Origin of the sequence: Rhizobium sp. NFR07 (assembly GCF_900111905.1) — a bacterium.
In the GTDB taxonomy this organism is placed as follows: Bacteria; Pseudomonadota; Alphaproteobacteria; order Rhizobiales; family Rhizobiaceae; genus Neorhizobium.
Genome location: NZ_FOKM01000007.1, coordinates 171,071 through 190,652, shown reverse-complemented (window position 1 = coordinate 190,652; position 19,582 = coordinate 171,071). Strand labels below are relative to the sequence as shown.

The 19,582-nt window shown below is 61.1% G+C and carries 22 protein-coding genes and 1 pseudogene; 6 read left to right on the top strand and 17 right to left on the bottom strand.

Features of this window, described 5'->3' with window-relative positions:
• Nucleotides 1-117: 117 nt before the first annotated feature.
• From BM216_RS16625 to BM216_RS16610, 4 genes are all read right to left on the bottom strand, one after another.
• A complete protein-coding gene (locus tag BM216_RS16625; protein WP_093000319.1) occupies nucleotides 118-366 on the bottom strand; it encodes a hypothetical protein in 249 nt (82 codons plus the stop codon).
• A gap of 4 nt (nucleotides 367-370) precedes the next feature.
• The gene (locus BM216_RS16620; RefSeq protein WP_093000318.1) at nucleotides 371-607 is read right to left on the bottom strand and encodes a BolA/IbaG family iron-sulfur metabolism protein; all 237 of its coding nucleotides are present in this window, start codon (nucleotides 605-607) and stop codon (nucleotides 371-373) included.
• A 155-nt stretch (nucleotides 608-762) separates the two neighbouring features.
• On the bottom strand, nucleotides 763-2,970 hold the full coding sequence (gene purL / locus BM216_RS16615; RefSeq protein ID WP_093000317.1) for a phosphoribosylformylglycinamidine synthase subunit PurL: 2,208 nt from the start codon (nucleotides 2,968-2,970) through the stop codon (nucleotides 763-765).
• A 143-nt stretch (nucleotides 2,971-3,113) separates the two neighbouring features.
• A complete protein-coding gene (locus BM216_RS16610; RefSeq protein WP_093000316.1) occupies nucleotides 3,114-4,532 on the bottom strand; it encodes an aminotransferase-like domain-containing protein in 1,419 nt (472 codons plus the stop codon).
• An 84-nt stretch (nucleotides 4,533-4,616) separates the two neighbouring features.
• On the opposite strand from BM216_RS16610, the gene BM216_RS16605 reads away from it, so the two are divergent.
• Nucleotides 4,617-4,895 (top strand): DUF1127 domain-containing protein, encoded by a 279-nt coding sequence (locus BM216_RS16605; protein ID WP_093000315.1) that lies wholly within the window; start codon nucleotides 4,617-4,619, stop codon nucleotides 4,893-4,895.
• Nucleotides 4,896-4,974: 79 nt separating this feature from the next.
• Here the strand turns inward: BM216_RS16605 and BM216_RS16600 are convergent, their stop codons facing one another.
• From BM216_RS16600 to purC, 6 genes are read right to left on the bottom strand one after another with little or no spacing between them, the layout of a single operon-like run.
• Nucleotides 4,975-5,367 (bottom strand): hypothetical protein, encoded by a 393-nt coding sequence (locus tag BM216_RS16600; RefSeq protein WP_093000314.1) that lies wholly within the window; start codon nucleotides 5,365-5,367, stop codon nucleotides 4,975-4,977.
• 28 nt (nucleotides 5,368-5,395) lie between these two features.
• A complete protein-coding gene (purQ, locus tag BM216_RS16595) occupies nucleotides 5,396-6,073 on the bottom strand; it encodes a phosphoribosylformylglycinamidine synthase subunit PurQ (RefSeq protein ID WP_093000313.1) in 678 nt (225 codons plus the stop codon).
• Complete coding sequence (locus BM216_RS16590) at nucleotides 6,070-6,327, bottom strand: hypothetical protein (RefSeq protein ID WP_093000312.1); 258 nt, start codon at nucleotides 6,325-6,327, stop codon at nucleotides 6,070-6,072. The genes purQ and BM216_RS16590 overlap by 4 nt, the downstream gene beginning before the upstream one ends.
• The gene (locus tag BM216_RS16585) at nucleotides 6,320-6,526 is read right to left on the bottom strand and encodes a hypothetical protein (protein ID WP_093000311.1); all 207 of its coding nucleotides are present in this window, start codon (nucleotides 6,524-6,526) and stop codon (nucleotides 6,320-6,322) included. The genes BM216_RS16590 and BM216_RS16585 overlap by 8 nt, the downstream gene beginning before the upstream one ends.
• A gap of 17 nt (nucleotides 6,527-6,543) precedes the next feature.
• Nucleotides 6,544-6,786 (bottom strand): phosphoribosylformylglycinamidine synthase subunit PurS, encoded by a 243-nt coding sequence (purS, locus tag BM216_RS16580; protein WP_093000310.1) that lies wholly within the window; start codon nucleotides 6,784-6,786, stop codon nucleotides 6,544-6,546.
• A 15-nt stretch (nucleotides 6,787-6,801) separates the two neighbouring features.
• Nucleotides 6,802-7,566 carry a phosphoribosylaminoimidazolesuccinocarboxamide synthase gene (purC, locus tag BM216_RS16575; protein ID WP_093000309.1) on the bottom strand — a complete coding sequence of 255 codons (765 nt, stop codon included), beginning with the start codon at nucleotides 7,564-7,566 and terminating at the stop codon, nucleotides 6,802-6,804.
• A 415-nt stretch (nucleotides 7,567-7,981) separates the two neighbouring features.
• Between purC and BM216_RS16570 the strand changes: the two genes are divergently transcribed.
• Nucleotides 7,982-8,296 carry a DUF1476 domain-containing protein gene (locus BM216_RS16570; protein ID WP_093000308.1) on the top strand — a complete coding sequence of 105 codons (315 nt, stop codon included), beginning with the start codon at nucleotides 7,982-7,984 and terminating at the stop codon, nucleotides 8,294-8,296.
• Nucleotides 8,297-8,320: 24 nt separating this feature from the next.
• On the opposite strand, the pseudogene BM216_RS16565 reads toward BM216_RS16570, so the two are convergent.
• The 5 genes and pseudogenes from BM216_RS16565 to BM216_RS16545 all read right to left on the bottom strand — a co-directional run bounded on the left by BM216_RS16565 (nucleotide 8,321) and on the right by BM216_RS16545 (nucleotide 14,070).
• Nucleotides 8,321-10,076, bottom strand: a pseudogene (locus BM216_RS16565) (diguanylate cyclase).
• A 123-nt stretch (nucleotides 10,077-10,199) separates the two neighbouring features.
• The gene (locus BM216_RS16560) at nucleotides 10,200-10,754 is read right to left on the bottom strand and encodes an RBBP9/YdeN family alpha/beta hydrolase (protein WP_093000307.1); all 555 of its coding nucleotides are present in this window, start codon (nucleotides 10,752-10,754) and stop codon (nucleotides 10,200-10,202) included.
• A 31-nt stretch (nucleotides 10,755-10,785) separates the two neighbouring features.
• A complete protein-coding gene (purB, locus tag BM216_RS16555; protein ID WP_093000306.1) occupies nucleotides 10,786-12,093 on the bottom strand; it encodes an adenylosuccinate lyase in 1,308 nt (435 codons plus the stop codon).
• Nucleotides 12,094-12,250: 157 nt separating this feature from the next.
• The gene (rpe, locus tag BM216_RS16550; RefSeq protein WP_093000305.1) at nucleotides 12,251-12,925 is read right to left on the bottom strand and encodes a ribulose-phosphate 3-epimerase; all 675 of its coding nucleotides are present in this window, start codon (nucleotides 12,923-12,925) and stop codon (nucleotides 12,251-12,253) included.
• 56 nt (nucleotides 12,926-12,981) lie between these two features.
• Nucleotides 12,982-14,070 (bottom strand): ABC transporter substrate-binding protein, encoded by a 1,089-nt coding sequence (locus BM216_RS16545; RefSeq protein ID WP_093000304.1) that lies wholly within the window; start codon nucleotides 14,068-14,070, stop codon nucleotides 12,982-12,984.
• Between the two features lie 227 nt (nucleotides 14,071-14,297).
• Here BM216_RS16545 and BM216_RS16540 point away from each other — a divergent pair, with 227 nt between their 5' ends.
• Genes BM216_RS16540 through BM216_RS16525 form a run of 4 tightly spaced genes read left to right on the top strand, consistent with a single transcriptional unit; the run spans nucleotide 14,298 to nucleotide 17,304 of the window.
• Nucleotides 14,298-14,624 carry an XdhC family protein gene (locus BM216_RS16540; RefSeq protein ID WP_093000303.1) on the top strand — a complete coding sequence of 109 codons (327 nt, stop codon included), beginning with the start codon at nucleotides 14,298-14,300 and terminating at the stop codon, nucleotides 14,622-14,624.
• The gene (locus BM216_RS16535; RefSeq protein ID WP_093000302.1) at nucleotides 14,624-15,328 is read left to right on the top strand and encodes an XdhC family protein; all 705 of its coding nucleotides are present in this window, start codon (nucleotides 14,624-14,626) and stop codon (nucleotides 15,326-15,328) included. The genes BM216_RS16540 and BM216_RS16535 overlap by 1 nt, the downstream gene beginning before the upstream one ends.
• A complete protein-coding gene (locus BM216_RS16530) occupies nucleotides 15,325-16,962 on the top strand; it encodes an NTP transferase domain-containing protein (protein ID WP_093000301.1) in 1,638 nt (545 codons plus the stop codon). The genes BM216_RS16535 and BM216_RS16530 overlap by 4 nt, the downstream gene beginning before the upstream one ends.
• A gap of 12 nt (nucleotides 16,963-16,974) precedes the next feature.
• The gene (locus tag BM216_RS16525; protein ID WP_093000300.1) at nucleotides 16,975-17,304 is read left to right on the top strand and encodes a TfoX/Sxy family protein; all 330 of its coding nucleotides are present in this window, start codon (nucleotides 16,975-16,977) and stop codon (nucleotides 17,302-17,304) included.
• Nucleotides 17,305-17,493: 189 nt separating this feature from the next.
• On the opposite strand, the gene BM216_RS16520 is transcribed toward BM216_RS16525, so the two are convergent.
• Together BM216_RS16520 and BM216_RS16515 are read right to left on the bottom strand one after the other, a co-directional pair.
• Nucleotides 17,494-17,919 carry an NUDIX domain-containing protein gene (locus BM216_RS16520; RefSeq protein ID WP_280141685.1) on the bottom strand — a complete coding sequence of 142 codons (426 nt, stop codon included), beginning with the start codon at nucleotides 17,917-17,919 and terminating at the stop codon, nucleotides 17,494-17,496.
• Nucleotides 17,916-19,427 (bottom strand): DEAD/DEAH box helicase, encoded by a 1,512-nt coding sequence (locus BM216_RS16515; RefSeq protein WP_093000298.1) that lies wholly within the window; start codon nucleotides 19,425-19,427, stop codon nucleotides 17,916-17,918. The genes BM216_RS16520 and BM216_RS16515 overlap by 4 nt, the downstream gene beginning before the upstream one ends.
• Nucleotides 19,428-19,582: the final 155 nt, after the last annotated feature.

Below are 19,582 nucleotides of genomic sequence, written 5' to 3'. Positions count from 1 at the left end.
TCAAGGACCGCTGCGCTTGTCCTGCTCTAGATAGCAAGGGAAGCTTACTAATTCCAGCGCTATCGCGGCAAAAGCGAAGGCTGTTTTTCGCTTTGCCGAAATGGTGTGGCAGCAAGTCTAGCGGCTGCGCTGCTTGCTGCGGCTTGTGACCGTGCGGCGCTTGCTGACCTGTTTCTTTGCCGGTTTCGCAGCGCGCGAACGCGTCGTTTTCTTGACGAAACGCCCGGTCGTCGCCGAACGGCCTTCCGCCGCACGAGCCTGACGCTTCTTGCGCTTGCTGGCCGTCTTGCCGTGGGACTTGCCGAGAAGTTCCTTGACGACGCTTTCGACCACGCCGGTGACAATCTGCCTGACGAGATCACTCATGGCTTCAATCCGTCGGGGCGGAGGTCTGTAGGGCAAGCGCATGCAGGACGCCGCCCATGTTGCCCTTCAGCGCCTCGTAGACCATCTGGTGCTGCTGTACGCGGGTCTTGCCGCGGAACGCTTCTGCGACGACTTCGGCGGCGTAGTGATCTCCATCGCCGGCGAGATCGCGGATGGTCACCTTGGCGCCGGGTATTCCGGCCTTGATCATGTCTTCGATTTCGCCGGGTCGCATGGGCATTTTGTTGTGTCCTTTTCCTCAAAGACCTGGAATCGTTCCAGACCAGTCGCTCGGAAGAACACTGCCCCAAACGAGCCGCGCGGTCAAAGCGACAATGCCGGCGAGTGGTACTCGTCGGCATTGTATTTGTTTCGAGTTCCGCCCGAGGACTTCGGTCAGGCCATGAAGGCCGGGAACCATTCCTCATGCGCTGCCGTCAGTTCGGAAACGGCGACGTCGATGACGCCTTCGACGACGAGGCGGTCGCCGCCGATCTTGCCGAGCGTGCGGAACGGAACGCCGGCGCTTTCGGCGCTGGCCTGGACGAAGTTTGCAAGGTCGGCAGGAACCGCGATCACGTAGCGAGCCTGGTCCTCACCGAAGAGGAGCGCGTGGGACGGACCCTGCTGATCCTTGAGGCTGACATTCAGGCCCTTGCCCGATGCTATCGCCATTTCGGCAAGTGCCACGCCGAGGCCGCCGGACGAAATGTCGTGGCAGGCGGTGACCTGGGCATTGCGGATGACGGCGCGAACGAATTCGCCGTTGCGGCGCTCGGCGACGAGATCGACGGTCGGCGCGGGACCATCAATCGTGTCGAGAACGTCCCGCAGATAGACGGAGGAGCCGAGATGGCTGCCATCTGTGCCGATCATGATCAGCACGTCGCCGTCCTTGGCGGAGCCGACCTTTGCCATCTTCTGCCAGTCACCGAGGAGGCCGACGCCGGCGATGGTCGGGGTCGGCAGGATGGCGATACCGTTGGTCTCGTTGTAGAGCGAGACGTTGCCGGAGACGATCGGGAAGTCGAGTGCCGTGCAGGCCTCGCCGATGCCCTTGATGGCGCCGACGAGCTGGCCCATGATTTCCGGCTTTTCCGGGTTGCCGAAGTTGAGGTTGTCGGTCGCAGCCAGCGGTTCTGCGCCGGTGGCGACGATGTTGCGCCAGCATTCGGCAACCGCCTGCTTGCCGCCTTCATACGGATCGGCTTCGACGTAACGCGGCGTGACGTCGGAGGAGAAGGCGAGCGCTTTCGACGCATGGCCCTCGACGCGCACGACGCCGGCGTCGCCACCCGGCAGCTGCAGCGAATTGCCCTGGATCAGCGTGTCATACTGCTCCCATACCCAGCGGCGGCTGGACTGGTTCGGCGAACCGACGAGCTTCAACAGCGCGTCATTGTAGTCGGAAGGTTCAGCGACCTGGGACGCGGGCAGCGGCTCGCGGCCGTTGTGCTGGATCCACGGACGGTCGTATTCCGGCGCCTGGTCGCCGAGATCCTTGATCGGCAGGTCGGCGACTTCCTCGTCCTGATGGATAACGCGGAAACGCAGGTCATCGGTGGTCTTGCCGACGATGGCGAAGTCGAGGCCCCACTTGACGAAGATCGCCTTGGCGACTTCTTCCTTGGACGGCTCGAGAACCATGAGCATGCGCTCCTGGCTTTCCGACAGCATCATTTCATAGGCCGTCATCTGCTCTTCGCGGACAGGAACCTTGTCGAGATAAAGCTCGATGCCGAGGTCGCCCTTGGCGCCCATTTCGACGGCCGAGCAGGTGAGGCCAGCGGCACCCATGTCCTGGATGGCGATGACGGCGCCGGTCTTCATCAGCTCAAGGCAGGCCTCGAGCAGGCACTTTTCGGTGAAGGGGTCACCGACCTGGACGGTCGGGCGCTTTTCTTCGATCGACTCGTCGAATTCGGCCGATGCCATGGTCGCGCCGCCGACGCCGTCACGTCCGGTCTTGGCGCCGAGATAGACGACCGGAAGACCTACGCCCTTGGCTTCCGACAGGAAGATACCGTCCGACTTGGCGAGGCCGGCTGCAAAGGCGTTGACGAGGATGTTGCCGTTATAGCGCGGGTCGAATTCGACCTCGCCACCGACGGTCGGAACGCCGAAGGAATTGCCATAGCCGCCGACGCCGGCAACGACGCCGGAGACGAGGTGCTTGGTCTTGGCATGATCGGGAGCGCCGAAGCGGAGCGCGTTCATCGCGGCGATCGGGCGCGCACCCATGGTGAAGACGTCGCGCAGGATGCCGCCGACGCCGGTCGCCGCACCCTGATAGGGCTCGATATAGGACGGGTGGTTGTGGCTCTCCATCTTGAAGACCACGACATCGCCGTCATCGATATCCACGACACCGGCGTTTTCGCCCGGGCCCTGGATGACTCGGCGGCCCTTGGTAGGCAGCGTGCGCAGCCATTTCTTGGAGGACTTGTAGGAGCAGTGCTCGTTCCACATGGCGGAGAAGATGCCGAGTTCGGTGAAGCTCGGCTCGCGGCCGATCAGGTCCAGGATGCGCTGGTATTCGTCGGGCTTGAGGCCGTGGGAGGCGATGAGTTCCGGGGTGATCTGGCGGGAATTGGAGATCGTCATCTTTTATCCTGGGATGGCTGCCGGTCGGGGCTTTTGGGCCTCTTTAACCTAACTATTCCACGAGTGCGATAGGAAAATCAGCCGTGACGGGGAATGGTCGGGGATAGGGCGTGGCGGGGCGGCGGGAACTGGCCGCGGTTTGCCTAGGCGACGCTGTCGTAGCCGGCCGAGCCGCTGTCCAGAAGGCTTCTGACGATCTTTAGTCCGCGGGCCACTTCCTGGCGCGAACGCGGCTGCGAGAAACCGAGGCGCACCCGGTGAGTGATCCTGTCGGAGCGGCCGGCCCTGAACTCGTCCTCGTCATCCAGCAGCACGCCATCAGCATAGACGGCGTTCTTGAAGGTGGCGGAAAGCCAGGGCTCGGGAAGTTTCAGCCATAAAAACGGGATGTCCGGGCTCGACTTGAAGTCATAGCCCGCGAGAACGTCGCGCGCCATGGCCTCGCGGGCGTTGATCTCTATCCTGCAGCGGTCCCAAATCGCCTCGGCCTCGCCGCTCAGCACGAGCCGTGAGCTGAGCTCCGCCAGCAGGAACGGCAGGCCGCCGGTGATCATCTTGTGGGCGATGCGGACACGCTGGGCGAAGTGGGGAGGGCAGGCAACCCAGCCGCCCCGAACTCCGGCCGAGACGGATTTGGACAGTCCGTCGATGACAAAGGTACGCTCGGGCGCAAGCGCAGCGATCAGCGGAATGTCCTTCTTGTCCATTGCGCCATAGAGATTGTCCTCGATCAGCCAGACATTGTGCTTGCGGGCGATCTCGGCGATCGCGCGGCGCCGGTCTTCGGGCATGGTGGCGAGCGTCGGGTTCTGCGCCGACGACATGAAGAAGGCGATCTTCGGATGCTGCTGGACGCAGGCGCGCTCGAAATCATCCGGCAGCACTCCGTATTCATCGGAAGCGACCAGCGAGATGCGGCGCCCGACAAGTCCCGCTGCGCGACTGACCTGCGAATAGGTCATGTGCTCGAAGACGATGCGGTCACCGGGATTGGTGAGGACGGTGATGATGGCCATGATGCCGGCATGGGCGCCGAGCGTCGGCACGAGGGCATCCGCCTGCGGTGCCCAGTCGCCATAAGCCAGCCAGCTTACACCGGCCTGCTGCCAGCGATCCGGGAAGCTGCGGGTATAGCCTGCGACCTCTAGCGGGTGATCACGCATGATGTCCTGAAGGAGCGCGGAAATGATCTCGCTCTGTCCGACATCCGGGGCGGCGGTGCTGTCGAAGCGGATCTTGTCTTCAGGCGTATGGAGCGGCCGGGTGCCGGCAAGGCTCGCGGTGACCGGATCCTGATGTTCCTGAGGGGCTGCCTCGTTGTGCTCCAGCACGTAAGTGCCGCGTCCTACCTCGCCACTGACAAGCCCGCGCTCGTGCAGGAGGGAGTAGGCTCGGCTGATTGTCCCGATTGTCACCCCTATGTCATAGGCCAGATTTCTCTGAGGCGGCAGCTTGCCGCCGGCAGGCAATTGTCCGTCGAATATCGCCTTTTCCATCTGGTCGGCGAGACGGATATACAGCGGGCCGGAGCCTTCGCTTATGTCGGGGAGCCAAGTTGTCATAGTGACAATTGACTACATTGTATCCGTCTTTGAGTCAATCTATCTAGATTGCACCAACTGCAGCGCAGGACAGGAAGGTGTGACATGCGCAAGCTCGATGAATATCTGGTGACAATCGATACAATCTATCCGGACGCCTATCAGCGGGAATCCGTATTCTTCGTAGCCCGCGACTTGCTGGCTCCGGCAGCCATGTCGGTGCGGCGCGGCAGGATCGGCGGAGTGTTCGACAGGCTGGAGAATTGGTTCGCGCGTCGAAAAGGCCGGCAGGCCCTGCTCGACATGAGCCACGAGCAATTGCGTGATATCGGCATCAGCCGCGTCGACGCAAAGAGGGAAGCTGCAAGGTCCCGGTTTCTCTGACGGTATCTGGAAGTTCCTGCTGGCAAAGCAGGTGAGCGCGGCCCATTCGGCATTCCCAACCGCCGGATGGGCCGTTCCTTTAGCAGCCTGAATTGCCTGCCGCCCAACGCTTCACATCGCCATTGATGCGGCCTGCGACGGGCTCGTTCATCAGCGGTCCGAAGGCGCTGAGCTGGGCAGGCTTTCCCTCTGCCTGGACGACGAGAAGCGGCCGGATGTCCGCCGAGCCCTTACGGGTCAGGAGAATGCGTGGACGTCCGGAGAAAGACGTCAGTTCCGGTGCAAATGCATAGGACTTGAAAGCGGCATCACCGGACTTGAACCAGCAGCGGTTAGCCGCGACTGCGACCTTTTCCATAACGTCCAGGGCCGATGGGCTCGATTGTACCACGGGCTTTGACTGGCATGCCGCAAGAGCGGCGCCGAGAACGACGAGGGAGAGGGCAGTCGAAAGACGGCGTGAAGTCCGCATGGCGTTCCCGGATCTTTTTGAGGGGCTATCAGGCCGCAGCGATGACATCGAGGGCGGAGGCGAAAATGCCACGGCCGTCATTGCCGCCATGGGCCGCTTCGATGAGGTTCTCCGGATGCGGCATCATGCCGAGCACGTTGCCGCGAGCGTTGACAACGCCGGCAATGTCTTCGATGGCGCCGTTCGGATTGGTGCCTTCGGCGTAGCGGAAGACGACCTGACCCTGGTCGTTCATGCTCTTCAGCGTGTCGGCATCGACGAAGTAGTTGCCTTCGTGGTGGGCGACCGGGCAGCGGATGACCTGGCCCTTTTCATAGGCGCGGGTGAAGTCCGTCTCCGCATTGACGACTTCGAGCTTCACTTCCTTGCAGACGAATTTCAGCGAGGCGTTCATCATCAGCGCGCCCGGGAGCATGCCGGCTTCGACGAGAATCTGGAAGCCGTTGCAGACGCCGAGGACCTTGACGCCCTTGTCAGCCTTTTCCTTGATCGCCTGCATGACCGGCATCCGAGCGGCGATGGCGCCACAACGCAGGTAGTCGCCATAGGAGAAGCCGCCCGGAATGACGATCAGGTCGACGTCATCGGGAATGCTCGTTTCCGTCTGCCAGACGGTGATCGGCGCCTTGCCGGAGATCTTGGTGAGGGCGGCGATCATGTCGCGATCGCGGTTGAGGCCTGGGAGCTGGACGACGGCTGACTTCATGGCTGTGGTTCAAACCTTGCTTGGGCTTCCTGAAACTCGCGCAGTTCCAGGCGGTTTTCGATCCTCTCCATGCGTGCATCCAACTGATGCACCACATTGTAGAGATTGCTTATGTCGCTTTGCTGCGCCTGCATATTCAGGCGCATTGCATTTATCTCGTCACGCAAGTTCCGGATGGCCGCATCCGATTTGTCCGCGCGTTGGTGAAGCCGCCTGAGCAGTTCAGTAAGGAATTCGTGTGAAATGTCAGTCAAGAACCGCTCCGCTTGCCCCAAATCGATCACCAAAGAGCTTCTTCTTCAGTGCTTCGGTTTTGGCTCGACCTTCCGCTAGCTCCCGGTTTGTCTCTTTCATGAACAAGACAAGTTCTTCCAGGGCTTCCAGCGTGCGCTGACTGCGCGCGTCAAGCTTGAGCATTTCTTCGTAGAGCATTTCCTTTGTGACTTCGGACATCACACGCTCCGCAACCTTTAGTCGATTGCGATAGTGTAGTTCTCGATGACCGTGTTTGCCAGAAGCTTTTCGCACATGGCCTTGAGGTCAGTCTCAGCCTTTGCCTTGTCGGCAGTGTCGAGTTCGAGGTCGAAAACCTTGCCCTGACGGGCCTGGTGAACGCCGTCGAAGCCGAGGCTGCCGAGCGCGCCCTCAATGGCCTTGCCCTGCGGGTCGAGGACGCCGTTCTTGAGCGTTACGGTCACGCGTGCCTTGATCACTAGAATACCCCTTGATTACTTGACCAGAACCGGACCGGTCCCGCGGATCGGCTCGTTCTCATTGATGATGCCCAGACGGCGGGCGACTTCGGCATAGGCTTCGACGAGGCCACCGAGATCGCGACGGAAGCGGTCCTTGTCCATCTTCTCCTTCGTCTCGATGTCCCACAGACGGCAGCTGTCGGGCGAGATCTCGTCGGCGAGGATGATGCGCATCATGTCGCCTTCGTAGAGGCGGCCGCATTCGATCTTGAAGTCGACGAGCTGGATACCGACGCCGAGGAAAAGGCCGGAAAGGAAGTCGTTGACGCGGATCGCCAGCGCCATGACGTCATCGAGCTCAGCCGGGTTGGCCCAGCCGAAGGCGGTGATGTGCTCTTCGGACACCATCGGATCGGCAAGCTGGTCGGACTTGTAATAGAATTCGATGATCGAGCGGGGCAGGACGGTGCCTTCCTCGATGCCGAGACGTTCCGAAAGCGAGCCGGCGGCAACGTTGCGCACGACGATCTCGAGCGGGATCATCTCCACTTCCTTGATCAGCTGTTCGCGCATGTTCAGCCGGCGGATGAAATGCGTCGGAATGCCGATCTTGTTCAGGTGCGTGAAGAGATACTCGGAGATGCGGTTGTTCAGCACGCCCTTGCCGTCAATGACGTCATGCTTCTTCTTGTTGAAAGCGGTCGCGTCGTCCTTGAAGAATTGGATGAGCGTGCCCGGCTCCGGACCTTCATAGAGGATCTTGGCCTTGCCTTCGTAAATACGGCGGCGACGGTTCATGATGTTCTTGTCTCGTTGTGGGCGGCCAGGAGGCCGCTGTGGATCGTGTTTGAGGCGGTCCCATATCGGAAAAGATTCGTTTTCACAATGCGGGCGTCTCAGAGCAAGCAAATTGCCGGATACTGGTCGGACATAGAATCAGCCCATACAAGCTACATTGGTTTGTTGGGTGTTGTCCGACAGCTTTCGATTTTCCACGACAGTTATTGCTTTGGGCCATCAAGCCAAGGCTCCCGCGGCAGGGATCAGGCGGCCTGTCGTGCCGGCGGCTATTGCCAATACTGCGGTTTAGCCATTGAAATGCGTCGGCAATTTGTCGGTTTCGAATGTATGTCGGCGGGTGCCTGGTATCGAACGGAGCGATTGGCGGCTTCGGGCGTTATAGGTCTCGCCGGAATTCAGGGAGGAATTCGCAATGAGCGGAATGAGTGATCGTGAGAAAGCGTTCGAGAACATGTTCGCCCACGATGAGGAGCTTAGGTTTAAGGTGCTCGCGCGCCGTAACCTGCTGGTCGGACTATGGGCTGCCGGACTGCTCGGAAAGACCGATGCGCATGCCTATGCGCGTGATGTCGTTGTCGCCGACTTTATCGTGGCGGGCGACGAGGACGTTTTCCGCAAACTGAGAGACGATTTTGCCGAGGCAGGTCTCGATATCGCGGATACGGACATCCGGATCAAAATGGTCGATCTGCTGAACGAGGCCGCGCGTCACGTCGAAAACGAGTAGGGCGGGCAACGCACGTCGGCGTGGTCAGCTGGCCTGCGCCTGGGGCGAAAAGAAGACACAGCGATTACGGCCCTGACGCTTGGCCTGATAAAGAGCGATGTCGGAGTTTCTCAGGAGCTGGCGCACGTCGATGGCGCGGCCGAAGTCGCTGGCGACGCCTATGCTTGCGCCGACGCGGCAATGGCAGCCTTCGTAAGGTACCGGTCTGCCGACGCTCGATGATGCGGTCTGCCGATTCCGAGAGCGGCGCCTCCGAAGCCTCTATGGGCAGGACGACCACGAATTCGTCTCCACCGATCCTGGCCACGAAATCCTGTTTGCGCACCGCCGATCGCAGCACCTCGGCCGTATGGCGAAGCATGGCATCGCCGGCGCCGTGGCCCAAGCTGTCATTGAGGTGCTTGAAGCGGTCGAGATCCACGTGAAGGACGGCGATGCCATCGCCGCTGCGGCGGCATTCAGCACTCATGCGGTCGAGCATCTCGTCCAGATAGCGCCGATTCGGCAGCTCGGTCAGATAGTCGTGCATGGCGCTGTGCTCGATCCGCTCCTTGGCTGCCTCGAGTTCGATATTGCGCGCTTCGGCCAGAATTTTCGCCCGCTCGAGATCGCGATGCATCCGGACGTCATCGGTGACGTCCCAATTGGCGCCTACGGTCATTTCGTGACCATTGCCGTCGATGAAGGACATGGTGCGGGCGCGAATGATGTGTTCGGAGCCATCGCGAAGGAGCACGCGGTACTGATCGGAAAAACGGGTGCCTTCGCGGACATGCTCGTCGACCTTGGCGAGCACGCGCTCCGCGTCGTCCGGATGCAGCAACGTCTCCCAAAGACCGCCGACCCTGACATCCTCGCGCCGCGATAGGCCGTAGATGCGGAACATTCGTTCGTCCCAGTCAACGACACCGGTGGTCAGGTCGCACTCGTATACGCCGACGCCGGAAATCTCCAAAGCCATGTCCAGCCGCCGCGACATGCGGGCGGCATCCTCCTCCGCCAGCTTTCGGGCGGTGATATCGGTATCGGTGCCGACGATATGGGTCGGCATGCCGTTCTCATCCCACGCGACGCAATTGCCGCGGCATTCGATCCAGACCCAATGGCCATCCTTGTGTCGTTCTCGGTAGTCGAAAACCGCATAGTCCGGATCGCCAGCATTCTGACGCTCGATGCTATGCAGGACGCGATCGCGATCATCCGGATGGAGAAGGTCCAGCCAGGCGTCGGTGCTGGCGGGCAAGGGATCGTCGAGTGACATCCCGCGGATCCGGCGCCATGTCGGAGAATAGTATTTGTGTCCGGTTGCCCAGTTGTGGTCCCATACGCCCGTGACGGAGCTTACCAGGGCATTGTTCCAGCGGGATTCCAGGGTGGCAAGTTCGGAGATCTGCCGCTTGAGAGCCGTCACGTCGGCAAAGGATGCGGCGATCGCGGCAGCTTCGTCCCGTATCGAGGCTGGGCTCGCAAGCGTGACGCTGGCCCAGCGGAGGGTTCCGTCCGATTGGGGCAGACGCAGCTCAATCGCGGTATTCCATCCTTCCCGATATGCCCTTAGCCGCGCTTGTAGCGTCTCGCGATCATCGTGGTGAATAAGATCGGCAAGGAGAGCCGGTCGCGCTTCGCCCCATGCTGCCTCGAATGCCCGATTGAGGTGGAGCAAACGGCCTTCCCTGTCGATCAACGCCGTCGGGAATGGGACCGCTTCGAAAACGGCTACCAGCAGCCCGATATCGGAAGAGGCCGGCACACTGTCGTGGGTATTCGAAGGAGATGACATCGGATCGCCTGTGCTCGAAGCATGGGCGTATCTTAGAAAGGTTGAATTAAGCCTACCTTAAAATTGTCTTTGCAAATGGATGTGCACACGACAGGTTGTGGAGATGATGGTCTCCACAAATTCTCAGCCCTTCAGCCGACTGAGGAACTGTGCGAACACCATCGTACCCTCCGGCCATGGACCGTGCCCGGATTCCGCGTTGATGTGACCCGATTCTCCGGCATCGATCAGCATGGAACCCCAGGCGGCGGTGATATCGTCCGCATGCTCGTAAGACCCGAACGGATCATTACGGCTGGCCACCGTCAGGGACGGGAAGGGCAGAGGATCGCGCGGATAGGGTCCGAAGGTCATCAGGTGCTTCGGCCGGATCTTCGGGTTGTCGACCTCCGGCGGAGCGACGAAAAATGCTCCGGCCACATTCTGGCGAAAGCGGGGGATGGCGTGAATGGCCGTCGCAACGCCAAGCGAATGCGCTACCAGAACGACAGGCCTCGTGCAGGCGTTCACTTCCTCCACGAGTTTGTCGACCCAGTCTTCCTTCACCGGTTTTGCCCATTCCGCCTGTTCCACCCGGCGGGCCGTTGCGAGCTTCTGCTCCCAACGGGTCTGCCAGTGTGTCGGGCCGGAATTGGTGTAACCCGGGATAATGAGGATATCGGCTTCTGATGCTTTCATGCGGCCTAGATGGACCTGACTGCTCTGGATATCAAGCTTCGCCGAACACGCGGGTGAAGATCGTGTCGACATGCTTGGTGTGGTAGCCGAGATCGAACTTTTCGCGGATTTCTTCTTCCGAGAGTGCCGCGCGTACTTCGTCGTCCGCCAGCAGTTCTTCCAGGAAATCCTTGCCCTGTTCCCAGACCTTCATCGCATTGCGCTGAACGAGGCGATAGGAATCTTCACGGGAGACGCCCGCCTGGGTGAGCGCCAGGAGGACGCGCTGGCTCATGACCAGTCCTTTGAACTTGTTCATGTTCTTCAACATGTTCTCGGGGTAGATCACCAGCTTCTCGATGACGCCGGCGAGGCGGTTGAGCGCGAAGTCGAGGGTCACGGTCGTGTCGGGGCCGATGGCGCGTTCCACGCTGGAATGGCTGATGTCGCGCTCGTGCCAGAGGGCAACGTTCTCCATGGCCGGAACGACCGACATGCGCACGAGGCGGGCAAGGCCGGTCAGGTTTTCGGTGAGGACCGGGTTGCGCTTGTGCGGCATGGCCGACGAACCCTTCTGGCCCGGCGAGAAGAATTCTTCCGCTTCCAGAACTTCCGTGCGCTGCATGTGGCGGATTTCGATCGCGACGTTTTCGATCGACGAGGCGATGACGCCGAGCGTGGCGAAATACATCGCGTGACGGTCGCGCGGGATGACCTGGGTCGAGACCGGCTCTGCCTTCAGGCCGAGGGCGGCGGCGACATGTTCCTCGACGCGCGGATCGATGTTGGCGAAGGTACCGACGGCGCCGGAGATGGCGCAGGTGGCGATTTCCTCGCGGGCTTCCAGAAGACGGGTCTTGTTACGGTCCATCTCGGCGTAGAAGCGGGCGAAGGTCAGGCCCATCGTGGTCGGCTCGGCATGGATGCCGTGGCTGCGGCCGATACGGACGGTGTCCTTGTGCTCGAAGGCGCGCGTCTTCAAGGCGGCAAGCACGCGGTCGACGCCTGCGAGCAGGATATCGGTGGCGCGGACGAGCTGGACATTGAGCGTGGTGTCCAGGACATCCGAAGACGTCATGCCCTGGTGGATGAAGCGGCTGTCGGGACCGACGAACTCGGCCAGATGCGTCAGGAAGGCGATAACGTCATGCTTGGTGACCGCTTCGATCTCATCGATGCGGGCGACGTCGAAGACGGCATTGCCGCCCTTTTCCCAGATCGTCTCCGCTGCCGATTTCGGGATTACGCCAATCGCGGCCAGAGCGTCGCAGGCATGCGCCTCGATTTCGAACCAGATACGGAACTTGGTTTCCGGCGACCAGATGGCGACCATTTCCGGTCGGGAGTAGCGGGGGATCATGGGCAGCTCGCTTGCTAGACAAAAACGGTAATTGCCGCCGCTCTATCAAGAAGAACGGCGAAGCTCAATCTTTTAGGATATCGAAGGTGTATAAGGCTGTTAAGTCAGGCATGGTGCAAGCAGAAGTTCTGCCCGCTCACGGTGACTGCTGAAGGTTTCAGCCGCGCCCGCCCGCTGCCGAAACCAGGGCGGCGATATTCGCCTCATATGCCGATTTTTCCCCGCCCTTGTAGATCGCCGATCCGGCTACGAAGACATTGGCGCCGGCGCGGCGCGCATCGCCGATCGTTGCTGGCGTAATGCCGCCATCGACTTCCAGTTCGATCGGCCGGTCACCGATCAGTGACTTGATGCGACTGATCTTGTCGAGGCAGGCCGGGATGAAGCTCTGGCCGCCGAATCCTGGATTGACGCTCATGACCAGGATGAGGTCGACGTCGTCCAGTACATTTTCAAGGACCGACGCAGGGGTCGCGGGGTTCAGCGTCACGCCGACCTTCTTGCCGAGGGAACGGATGGTCTGGAGTGACCGATGCAGATGGACGCCCGACTCGGCATGGACGGTGATGCCGTCGCAACCGGCCTTGGCGAAAGCTTCAAGGTAGGGATCGGCCGGAGCGATCATGAGATGGCAGTCGAAGAACGCATCGGTATAGGGCCGCAGCGACTTGATGACGTCGGGGCCGAAGGAAATATTGGGCACGAAATGGCCGTCCATGACGTCGAGATGCACCCAGTCTGCGCCCGCATCGACGACGTCCTTTACCTCCTGACCGAGTTTTGAAAAATTCGAGGCCAGAATGGAGGGGGCGATGCGAAGCGGCAGCGTCATTGTTGGATCTCCTGTGTCATGCGCCGACTAGCATTGCCGATCGCGGGCTGCAATCGTCATTCGGTTTCCGCCGACGGAACGGTGAAGTCGGTGCCGCGCCATTCGAGCAGGCGATAGGGATTGTCCGCCAGCTCGTGGTTAGATTGAAAGCCTATATCGCCGATCACGGTCTGGAAGTGTGTTTCCAGCAGGATGTCGCGGATCTGTCTGCCGCTGCCCGCCTGTGCGGCTGCCTGATGAGCGATCTGTGCGGCTGCGTAGGCGGGGAGGGTGTTACCCTCAGGTTCGCTACCCCGCTGCCTGAGGGCTTCGCTTGCCTCCGCAGCTTCCGGCAGCGACTGATAAGTCGGGAGCGTGACGGCGAGCGTGCCGTCTCGAAGTGCGACAGGCCTGTTCGGCCCGCGCATCACATCGCCGGCGAGCGCGACCAAGGGAATGGCCTCGGCAGCCGCATCCCGCATGATGACCGCGACATCGTTGCGGTCGGCGCCGATCAGGACATGCGTTGCACCGGCCTTCTGCAATCTCTTCACCAGCGCGATCTGCTGTTCCTGGCCAGGGCGTAACGTATCGGTGAAGACCGGCGTGATGCCGATCGGAGCCAGCTTCTGCCGCACCGCATTGACGAGTTCGCGCCCGTAGATCGTCCCGTCGTCGACGAGCGCGATGGGATCTGCCTTCCAGCGCGCCGCAATGGCTGCCGCGACCTGCTCCGCCTCCGCGGCTTCGGCAGGCGCCATGCGGAAAAAAGGCCAGTCGTTGCGAAGTGCGTCTTCCATGAGAATGGGCGAGCGCACCGAGATGCTGAGCGCGGGGATGGCTTGTGCCGCGAGGTCGGGCATGGCGGTGGTCAGCGTCTCGACGCAGAGAAAGCCGATGGCGATTTCGGCCCTGCCGTCGACGAGCGCCTGGGCTGCCGTCTTGCCGCCCGCCTCGTCACAGGTTTCGTCCACTTCGACAAGCGTATCGCCATTGGCCTCAGCTGCGGCCCGCGCGCCGTCAAAAACCTGCTGTCCAAGCAATGCATAAGGGCCGGATCTCGGCGCGACGACACCGATCGTTGTCGCAAGGGCGCTCTGCGTCATTCCGGGCAGGGCGACAGATAACGCAAGCAAGACGACGAGTTTGGTACGCGGTGAAGGCATGCCGGCCCCTGGTTTCATTCGCTGCACATTTAACGATGAAGGCAGAGGCGTCAAAGTGTTTTGCGGATGTAACAGGCTAAAGAGACATTCGGGATGGCGTCTGCATCAAACGACGGTGTGATTTCCGTCGGTTAGGCGATCAAAATATGCTGAAGGCTCTGGCCATTTCCCGCGCCGATCCCCATTTCGTATGAAATCATTCCACTATTTCCTGTAAGGATATCGTCATGAGCCCAGCCGCCCTTCCGGATCCGTTGCTGATCGCGCAGCATTGGCGCGAGGCCGGACGTGACGTGGCGATCGCAACCGTAATCGAGACATGGGGTTCTGCGCCGCGCCCGGCCGGAAGCTACCTGGTGATCGACGGCGAAGGCAATTTCGAAGGGTCGGTGTCGGGCGGCTGCGTGGAAGGCGCCGTGATTACGGAGGCGCTCGATGTCATCGGCTCGGGTGAACCGAGGATGCTCGAATTCGGTGTGGCGGACGAGACCGCATGGCGCGTCGGGCTCAGCTGCGGCGGGCGTATTCGGGTCCGCGTGGAAAGGCTCGCCTGATGCGGCTCGATACGCTGGTGGCCTTGAATGCGGCGCGAGCAGCCCGCAGGGCCGCGGTCGTGGTAACGAACCTCTCTACCGAAAGCGTCGATGTCGTCGTTGAAGGAGCCATTCCCGCCTCGGCTCTATCGGACGAGATCGTCAACGTCATGCGCAGCGGCAAGGCGGTGACTGTAGAGCGTGAAGAGGCGAATTATTTCATCAATCCCCATCTGCCGCCGCCGAAGATCGTCGTCATCGGCGCGGTCCATATCAGCCAGGCGCTGGCGCGAATGGCGCCGATCGCCGGTTATGACTTGATGATCGTCGATCCGAGGACGGCGTTTGCGACCGAGGAGCGGTTTTCCGGCGTGCGCGTGGTGGCGGAATGGCCGGAGGACTTACTGAAGAACGAGCCTTTCGACGCCTATACGGCGGTTGCGGCTTTTACTCACGATCCGAAAATCGACGACCTTCCTCTGTCCGAGGCCCTGAAGGCCGACTGTTTCTATGTCGGTGCTCTCGGTAGCCGCAAGACCCATGCAAAGCGCGTGGAGCGATTGATGGAAATGGGGCGAAGCGAGGAAGAGATCGCGCGCATCGCAGCGCCGATCGGGCTCGATATCGGAGCCGCCAGTCCGGCCGAAATAGCCGTCGGAACGCTTGCCGAAATCATAGGGGCCTTTCGCAAGCGAGAGCTTGCGGCTCGCGGGAAACGCCCATGAGGTATGGCGACTTCGAGATCGAGGATGCCGAAGGCGCGATGCTTGCCCATTCGATTCGCCTGCAGCAGGGGCGCCTGCCCAAGGGACGCATCCTAGTTGCGGACGATCTCCTGCGTCTGCGGGACGAGGGCGTCCGGTCGGTGGTCGCGGTCAAGCTCGAAGCGGATGATCTCGGCGAGGACGATGCGGCGACGCAGATCGCAAACGCAATCGAGCTCGATCATCTAAGCTTCTCCGATGCCGCGACCGGTCGGGTGAATATCTATGCCCGCGTGGATGGGCTGTTCGTGGCCAACAAAGCGGCCGTCGATGCATTGAACCGCGTCGATCCGGCGATCACGATGGCCTGTCTTGCGGATCGTGTTGCGGTCAGGGCCGGCGACATGGTCGCAACGATCAAGATCATCCCTTTGTCGGTCGCCCGCGATCGGGTGGAAGAAGCCGTCAGTGTGCTGCGGGAAGCAACGCCCTTTCAGGTCAAGATCTACTGTCCCCGGCAGGTGACCTTGATCGCGACCGAATTGCCATCGCTCAAGCCTTCGGTCATGGACCGGACCGCCAAGCTTCTCCGTCAACGCCTGGCCATTTTCGGTAGCCGGCTGGTGAACGAGGTGCGTGTGCCTCATACGCGGCAGGCGGTCGCCGAACAATTACAGCAGCTTGCAGCATCTCATTTTAATGAGCCGGCTATGATTGTTATTTTCGGGGCCTCCGCGGTAGCCGATCCGGAGGATGTTATTCCCGCAGCGATCCGCGCCGCCGGCGGGGTCGTGGAACGTGTTGGGATGCCGGTCGATCCCGGCAATCTCCTGGTGATCGGTCATATCGGCGATGTGCCCGTGATCGGCGCCCCCGGTTGTGCCCGTTCACCAAAGGAGAACGGATTCGACTGGATCCTGAGCCGCATCATGGCTGGCGAAACGGTGACGGATGCCGACATCACCGGCATGGGCGTCGGCGGCCTGCTGATGGAGATACCGACGAGGCCGCGGCCGCGCGACACGGACGGGGGCGCGGATCGGCCGATCACCGTCGGCGCCGTGCTTCTTGCTGCCGGCCAGGCGCGACGCATGGGGGCCGGCGGGCCGCACAAGCTTCTGGCTGAGTTCGACGGCATTCCGCTCGTCCGGCGCTCGGCGCAAGTGCTGCTGCAGTCGGATCTGGCCTCGGTGGTTGCGGTCACAGGATATCGGCGGGCGGAGATTGAGCAGGCGCTTTCCGGCCTCGATCTGCTGCGCATACAGTTCAATTCGGATTACGAAAGCGGCATGGCGAGCTCGCTGGTCTGCGGCTTTTCCGATAGGGATGTGGTAACTCACGACGGCATATTGGTAATGCTTGCCGACATGCCTGCGATCTCGGCCGAGCAGATTGCGGCGCTTGTTCGGGCATTCCGCGACGAAGGTGGCCAGTCGATAGTGCGCTCGGTGTTTGAGGGCAAGCGCGGAAACCCTATCATATTGCCGCGTTCTACCTACGCGGCCGTGCTGCGCCTCGAAGGCGATATCGGTGCGAGGGCGATCATCGAAAGCTCCGGCATTCCGGTGGTCGATGTCGACATAGGTCCTTCGGCGCATATAGACGTCGATACGCCGGAGGCTGTGATCGCGGCCGGCGGGGTTCTGAAGGAATGATCGGGGCAGGGGATGGATAACGCGGCAATAGAAGAGATGTTCGAGGGGCTTGGGCCGGTTACCATCAAGCGCATGTTCGGCGGCAAGGGCATCTATCACCAGGGACTGATCATTGCGATCGACCTCAGGGACGAGATCATGCTCAAAGCGGATACTACGAGCGCTCCGGCATTCGAGGAGGCCGGCGCCAGACAATGGGCCTACGAGGGCAAGAAGGGCAAACCGGTGCTGATGCCCTACTGGTCTATACCCGACGAGGCGTTGGACGACCCGGACGAGATGCGCAAGTGGGCGGTTCTCGCATTCGAGGCAGCGCGGCGGGCACCGCGTCAGCAAAGCTGATCGAGACACTCAATTTAAATGCTGCAAGTGCAAGATTTCGCGTATTGCGCAAAATGCTGCAGCGCGAGTATCCTTCACGAGTAATGGGGGATGTGGTCCAGCTGCGGTTGGGCCGACGACAGCATCCGACGATACTCGCAAGCGATTTTTATCAAGGCTAGGCCGTCCTGGGCATCCAGGACGGCTTTTTCATTTGCCGTTCAATTGTTCCAGTGCTTGTCTTGCGAACACTGACAATGGCTGGGGTAGGTGATCGGTGTCGATCCACTGAAGATCGGAATGTTTGTCCGGCTCTGTTAGCCGCGGCTCCCCGCCGAAGTTCTCGGTGAGGTAGATAAGCGAAACCCAGTGCTGATCTTCCTGCCCAAGGATCGCCTCCACCACGCCGACAAAGTTGACCTGGCCGATTTTCAGGCCGGTCTCCTCCTCTGCCTCCCGCCGGGCAGCATCGGCAGCACGTTCCATAAGATCGATCTTGCCGCCAACAATGCTCCAATGGCCTGCCTCGGGAGCTTTGAGACGCCGGCACATGAGGACCCTTCCGTCTTCGCGACGGATGATCAGGCCGACCCCTATTCCGGGATAGTCCTGTCCGGGTAGGGTAGCTTGCGTCACGCTTTTACGGCGTTGGCAACGATCAGCATGAAGGCGGGAATGTCGTCGCCGAAGCCGACAGGGGTCGGGCCATCGTCGTGGTCGCGATGGCGGCGGCGGTCGCGGTTGTCGTCATTCGCCGGGTTCGGGTTAGAACGGCGATTGCGATCGCGGTTGCCGTTGCCGGCAGGCTGGTTTCTCTTGTCAGAACGACGATCCGACTTGGTATTCTCTACAGCTGCTTCCACGCCTGCTTCTTCCGTGACTACTGTGTTCTTTTCCTGGGGAGCGGCGGCCTGCTCGTGACGGCTGCCACGGCTGCGGTCCCGCCCGCGATCGCGATCACGGCCCTTGCGGCCGCGGTCCTGATCATGGCTTTCCATCGGGGCGGGAAGGGCGGAAATGTCGCCGTTCAGCCATTCGATCTTTTCGCCGATGAGCTTTTCGATCGCATCGAGATATTTGGTGTCGGCGCGCGTTACCAGGGTAAACGCCTTGCCCGATCGTCCGGCGCGGCCGGTACGGCCGATACGGTGGACATAGTCCTCCGCATGAATCGGCACGTCGAAATTGAAGACATGGCTGACATCGGGGATATCAAGACCACGGGCCGCGACATCGGATGCCACCAGAAGCGTGATGTTGTTATCCTTGAAATTGGCCAGCATCGTCGTGCGGGAGCGCTGGTCCATGTCGCCATGCAGTGCGCCGACCGAGAAGCCGTGACGTTCGAGGGAACGGAAGAGGTCGGCCACGTCCTTCTTGCGATTGCAAAAGATGATGCCGTTCTTCAGGTCGTCCTGGGCCTTGATGAGATCGCGCAAAACAGCGCGCTTTTCATAGTCCTTGTTGTGCGCTGCGACGAGGCGCTGGGTGACGGTCTTGGCCGTGGAAGAGGGCTTGGCAACCTCGACGCGCTCCGGGTTCTGCAGGAACCGGTCGGCCAGCTTCTGGATCTCCGGCGGCATGGTGGCCGAGAAGAACAGCGTCTGGCGGGTGAACGGGATCATCTTGGCGATGCGTTCGATATCGGGAATGAAGCCCATGTCGAGCATACGGTCGGCTTCGTCGATGACCAGAATTTCGACGCCAGTCATAAGCAACTTGCCGCGCTCGCAATGGTCAAGCAGGCGGCCCGGGGTGCAGATCAGGACATCGGCGCCGCGTTCCAGCTTGCGATCCTGCTCGTCGAAGGACACGCCTCCGATCAGAAGCGCGACATTCAGCTTGTGATTCTTGCCGTACTTGTCGAAGTTTTCCGCGACCTGGGCTGCGAGTTCTCTCGTCGGCTCAAGAATCAGCGTGCGCGGCATGCGCGCTCGGGCACGACCCTTTTCCAGAAGCGTCAGCATAGGCAGCACGAAGGATGCCGTCTTGCCGGTGCCAGTCTGTGCGATGCCGCAGATATCGCGGCGCTGCAGGGCATGCGGAATAGCTCCGGCCTGGATGGGAGTCGGCGTTGTATAGCCGGCGTCCGTGACGGCAGAGAGAACTTTCTGGCTCAGGCCAAGATCAGCAAAAGTGGTCAAAGGAAATACGTTTCCGTTCCATTCAAGGAGAACACAACTCGTCGGCACGCGGAATTGGGGCGACAACAGGGCGCGACATATGACCAAAAAGCCCGAAAGTCAAGGAAACCGGGCCTGCACAAGGTCTTTTTGGTGAATGAAAGCAATCAGGCGGC

What these genes read in the sequence shown, in the direction of transcription:
- BM216_RS16625 (WP_093000319.1), bottom strand. Translation starts at nt 366, where the DNA reads ATGAGTGATCTCGTCAGGCAGATTGTCACCGGCGTGGTCGAAAGCGTC.
- BM216_RS16620 (WP_093000318.1), bottom strand. Translation starts at nt 607, where the DNA reads ATGCCCATGCGACCCGGCGAAATCGAAGACATGATCAAGGCCGGAATA.
- purL (WP_093000317.1), bottom strand. Translation starts at nt 2,970, where the DNA reads ATGACGATCTCCAATTCCCGCCAGATCACCCCGGAACTCATCGCCTCC.
- BM216_RS16610 (WP_093000316.1), bottom strand. Translation starts at nt 4,532, where the DNA reads ATGACAACTTGGCTCCCCGACATAAGCGAAGGCTCCGGCCCGCTGTAT.
- BM216_RS16605 (WP_093000315.1), top strand. Translation starts at nt 4,617, where the DNA reads ATGCGCAAGCTCGATGAATATCTGGTGACAATCGATACAATCTATCCG.
- BM216_RS16600 (WP_093000314.1), bottom strand. Translation starts at nt 5,367, where the DNA reads ATGCGGACTTCACGCCGTCTTTCGACTGCCCTCTCCCTCGTCGTTCTC.
- purQ (WP_093000313.1), bottom strand. Translation starts at nt 6,073, where the DNA reads ATGAAGTCAGCCGTCGTCCAGCTCCCAGGCCTCAACCGCGATCGCGAC.
- BM216_RS16585 (WP_093000311.1), bottom strand. Translation starts at nt 6,526, where the DNA reads ATGTCCGAAGTCACAAAGGAAATGCTCTACGAAGAAATGCTCAAGCTT.
- purC (WP_093000309.1), bottom strand. Translation starts at nt 7,566, where the DNA reads ATGAACCGTCGCCGCCGTATTTACGAAGGCAAGGCCAAGATCCTCTAT.
- BM216_RS16570 (WP_093000308.1), top strand. Translation starts at nt 7,982, where the DNA reads ATGAGCGGAATGAGTGATCGTGAGAAAGCGTTCGAGAACATGTTCGCC.
- BM216_RS16560 (WP_093000307.1), bottom strand. Translation starts at nt 10,754, where the DNA reads ATGAAAGCATCAGAAGCCGATATCCTCATTATCCCGGGTTACACCAAT.
- purB (WP_093000306.1), bottom strand. Translation starts at nt 12,093, where the DNA reads ATGATCCCCCGCTACTCCCGACCGGAAATGGTCGCCATCTGGTCGCCG.
- rpe (WP_093000305.1), bottom strand. Translation starts at nt 12,925, where the DNA reads ATGACGCTGCCGCTTCGCATCGCCCCCTCCATTCTGGCCTCGAATTTT.
- BM216_RS16545 (WP_093000304.1), bottom strand. Translation starts at nt 14,070, where the DNA reads ATGCCTTCACCGCGTACCAAACTCGTCGTCTTGCTTGCGTTATCTGTC.
- BM216_RS16540 (WP_093000303.1), top strand. Translation starts at nt 14,298, where the DNA reads ATGAGCCCAGCCGCCCTTCCGGATCCGTTGCTGATCGCGCAGCATTGG.
- BM216_RS16535 (WP_093000302.1), top strand. Translation starts at nt 14,624, where the DNA reads ATGCGGCTCGATACGCTGGTGGCCTTGAATGCGGCGCGAGCAGCCCGC.
- BM216_RS16530 (WP_093000301.1), top strand. Translation starts at nt 15,325, where the DNA reads ATGAGGTATGGCGACTTCGAGATCGAGGATGCCGAAGGCGCGATGCTT.
- BM216_RS16525 (WP_093000300.1), top strand. Translation starts at nt 16,975, where the DNA reads ATGGATAACGCGGCAATAGAAGAGATGTTCGAGGGGCTTGGGCCGGTT.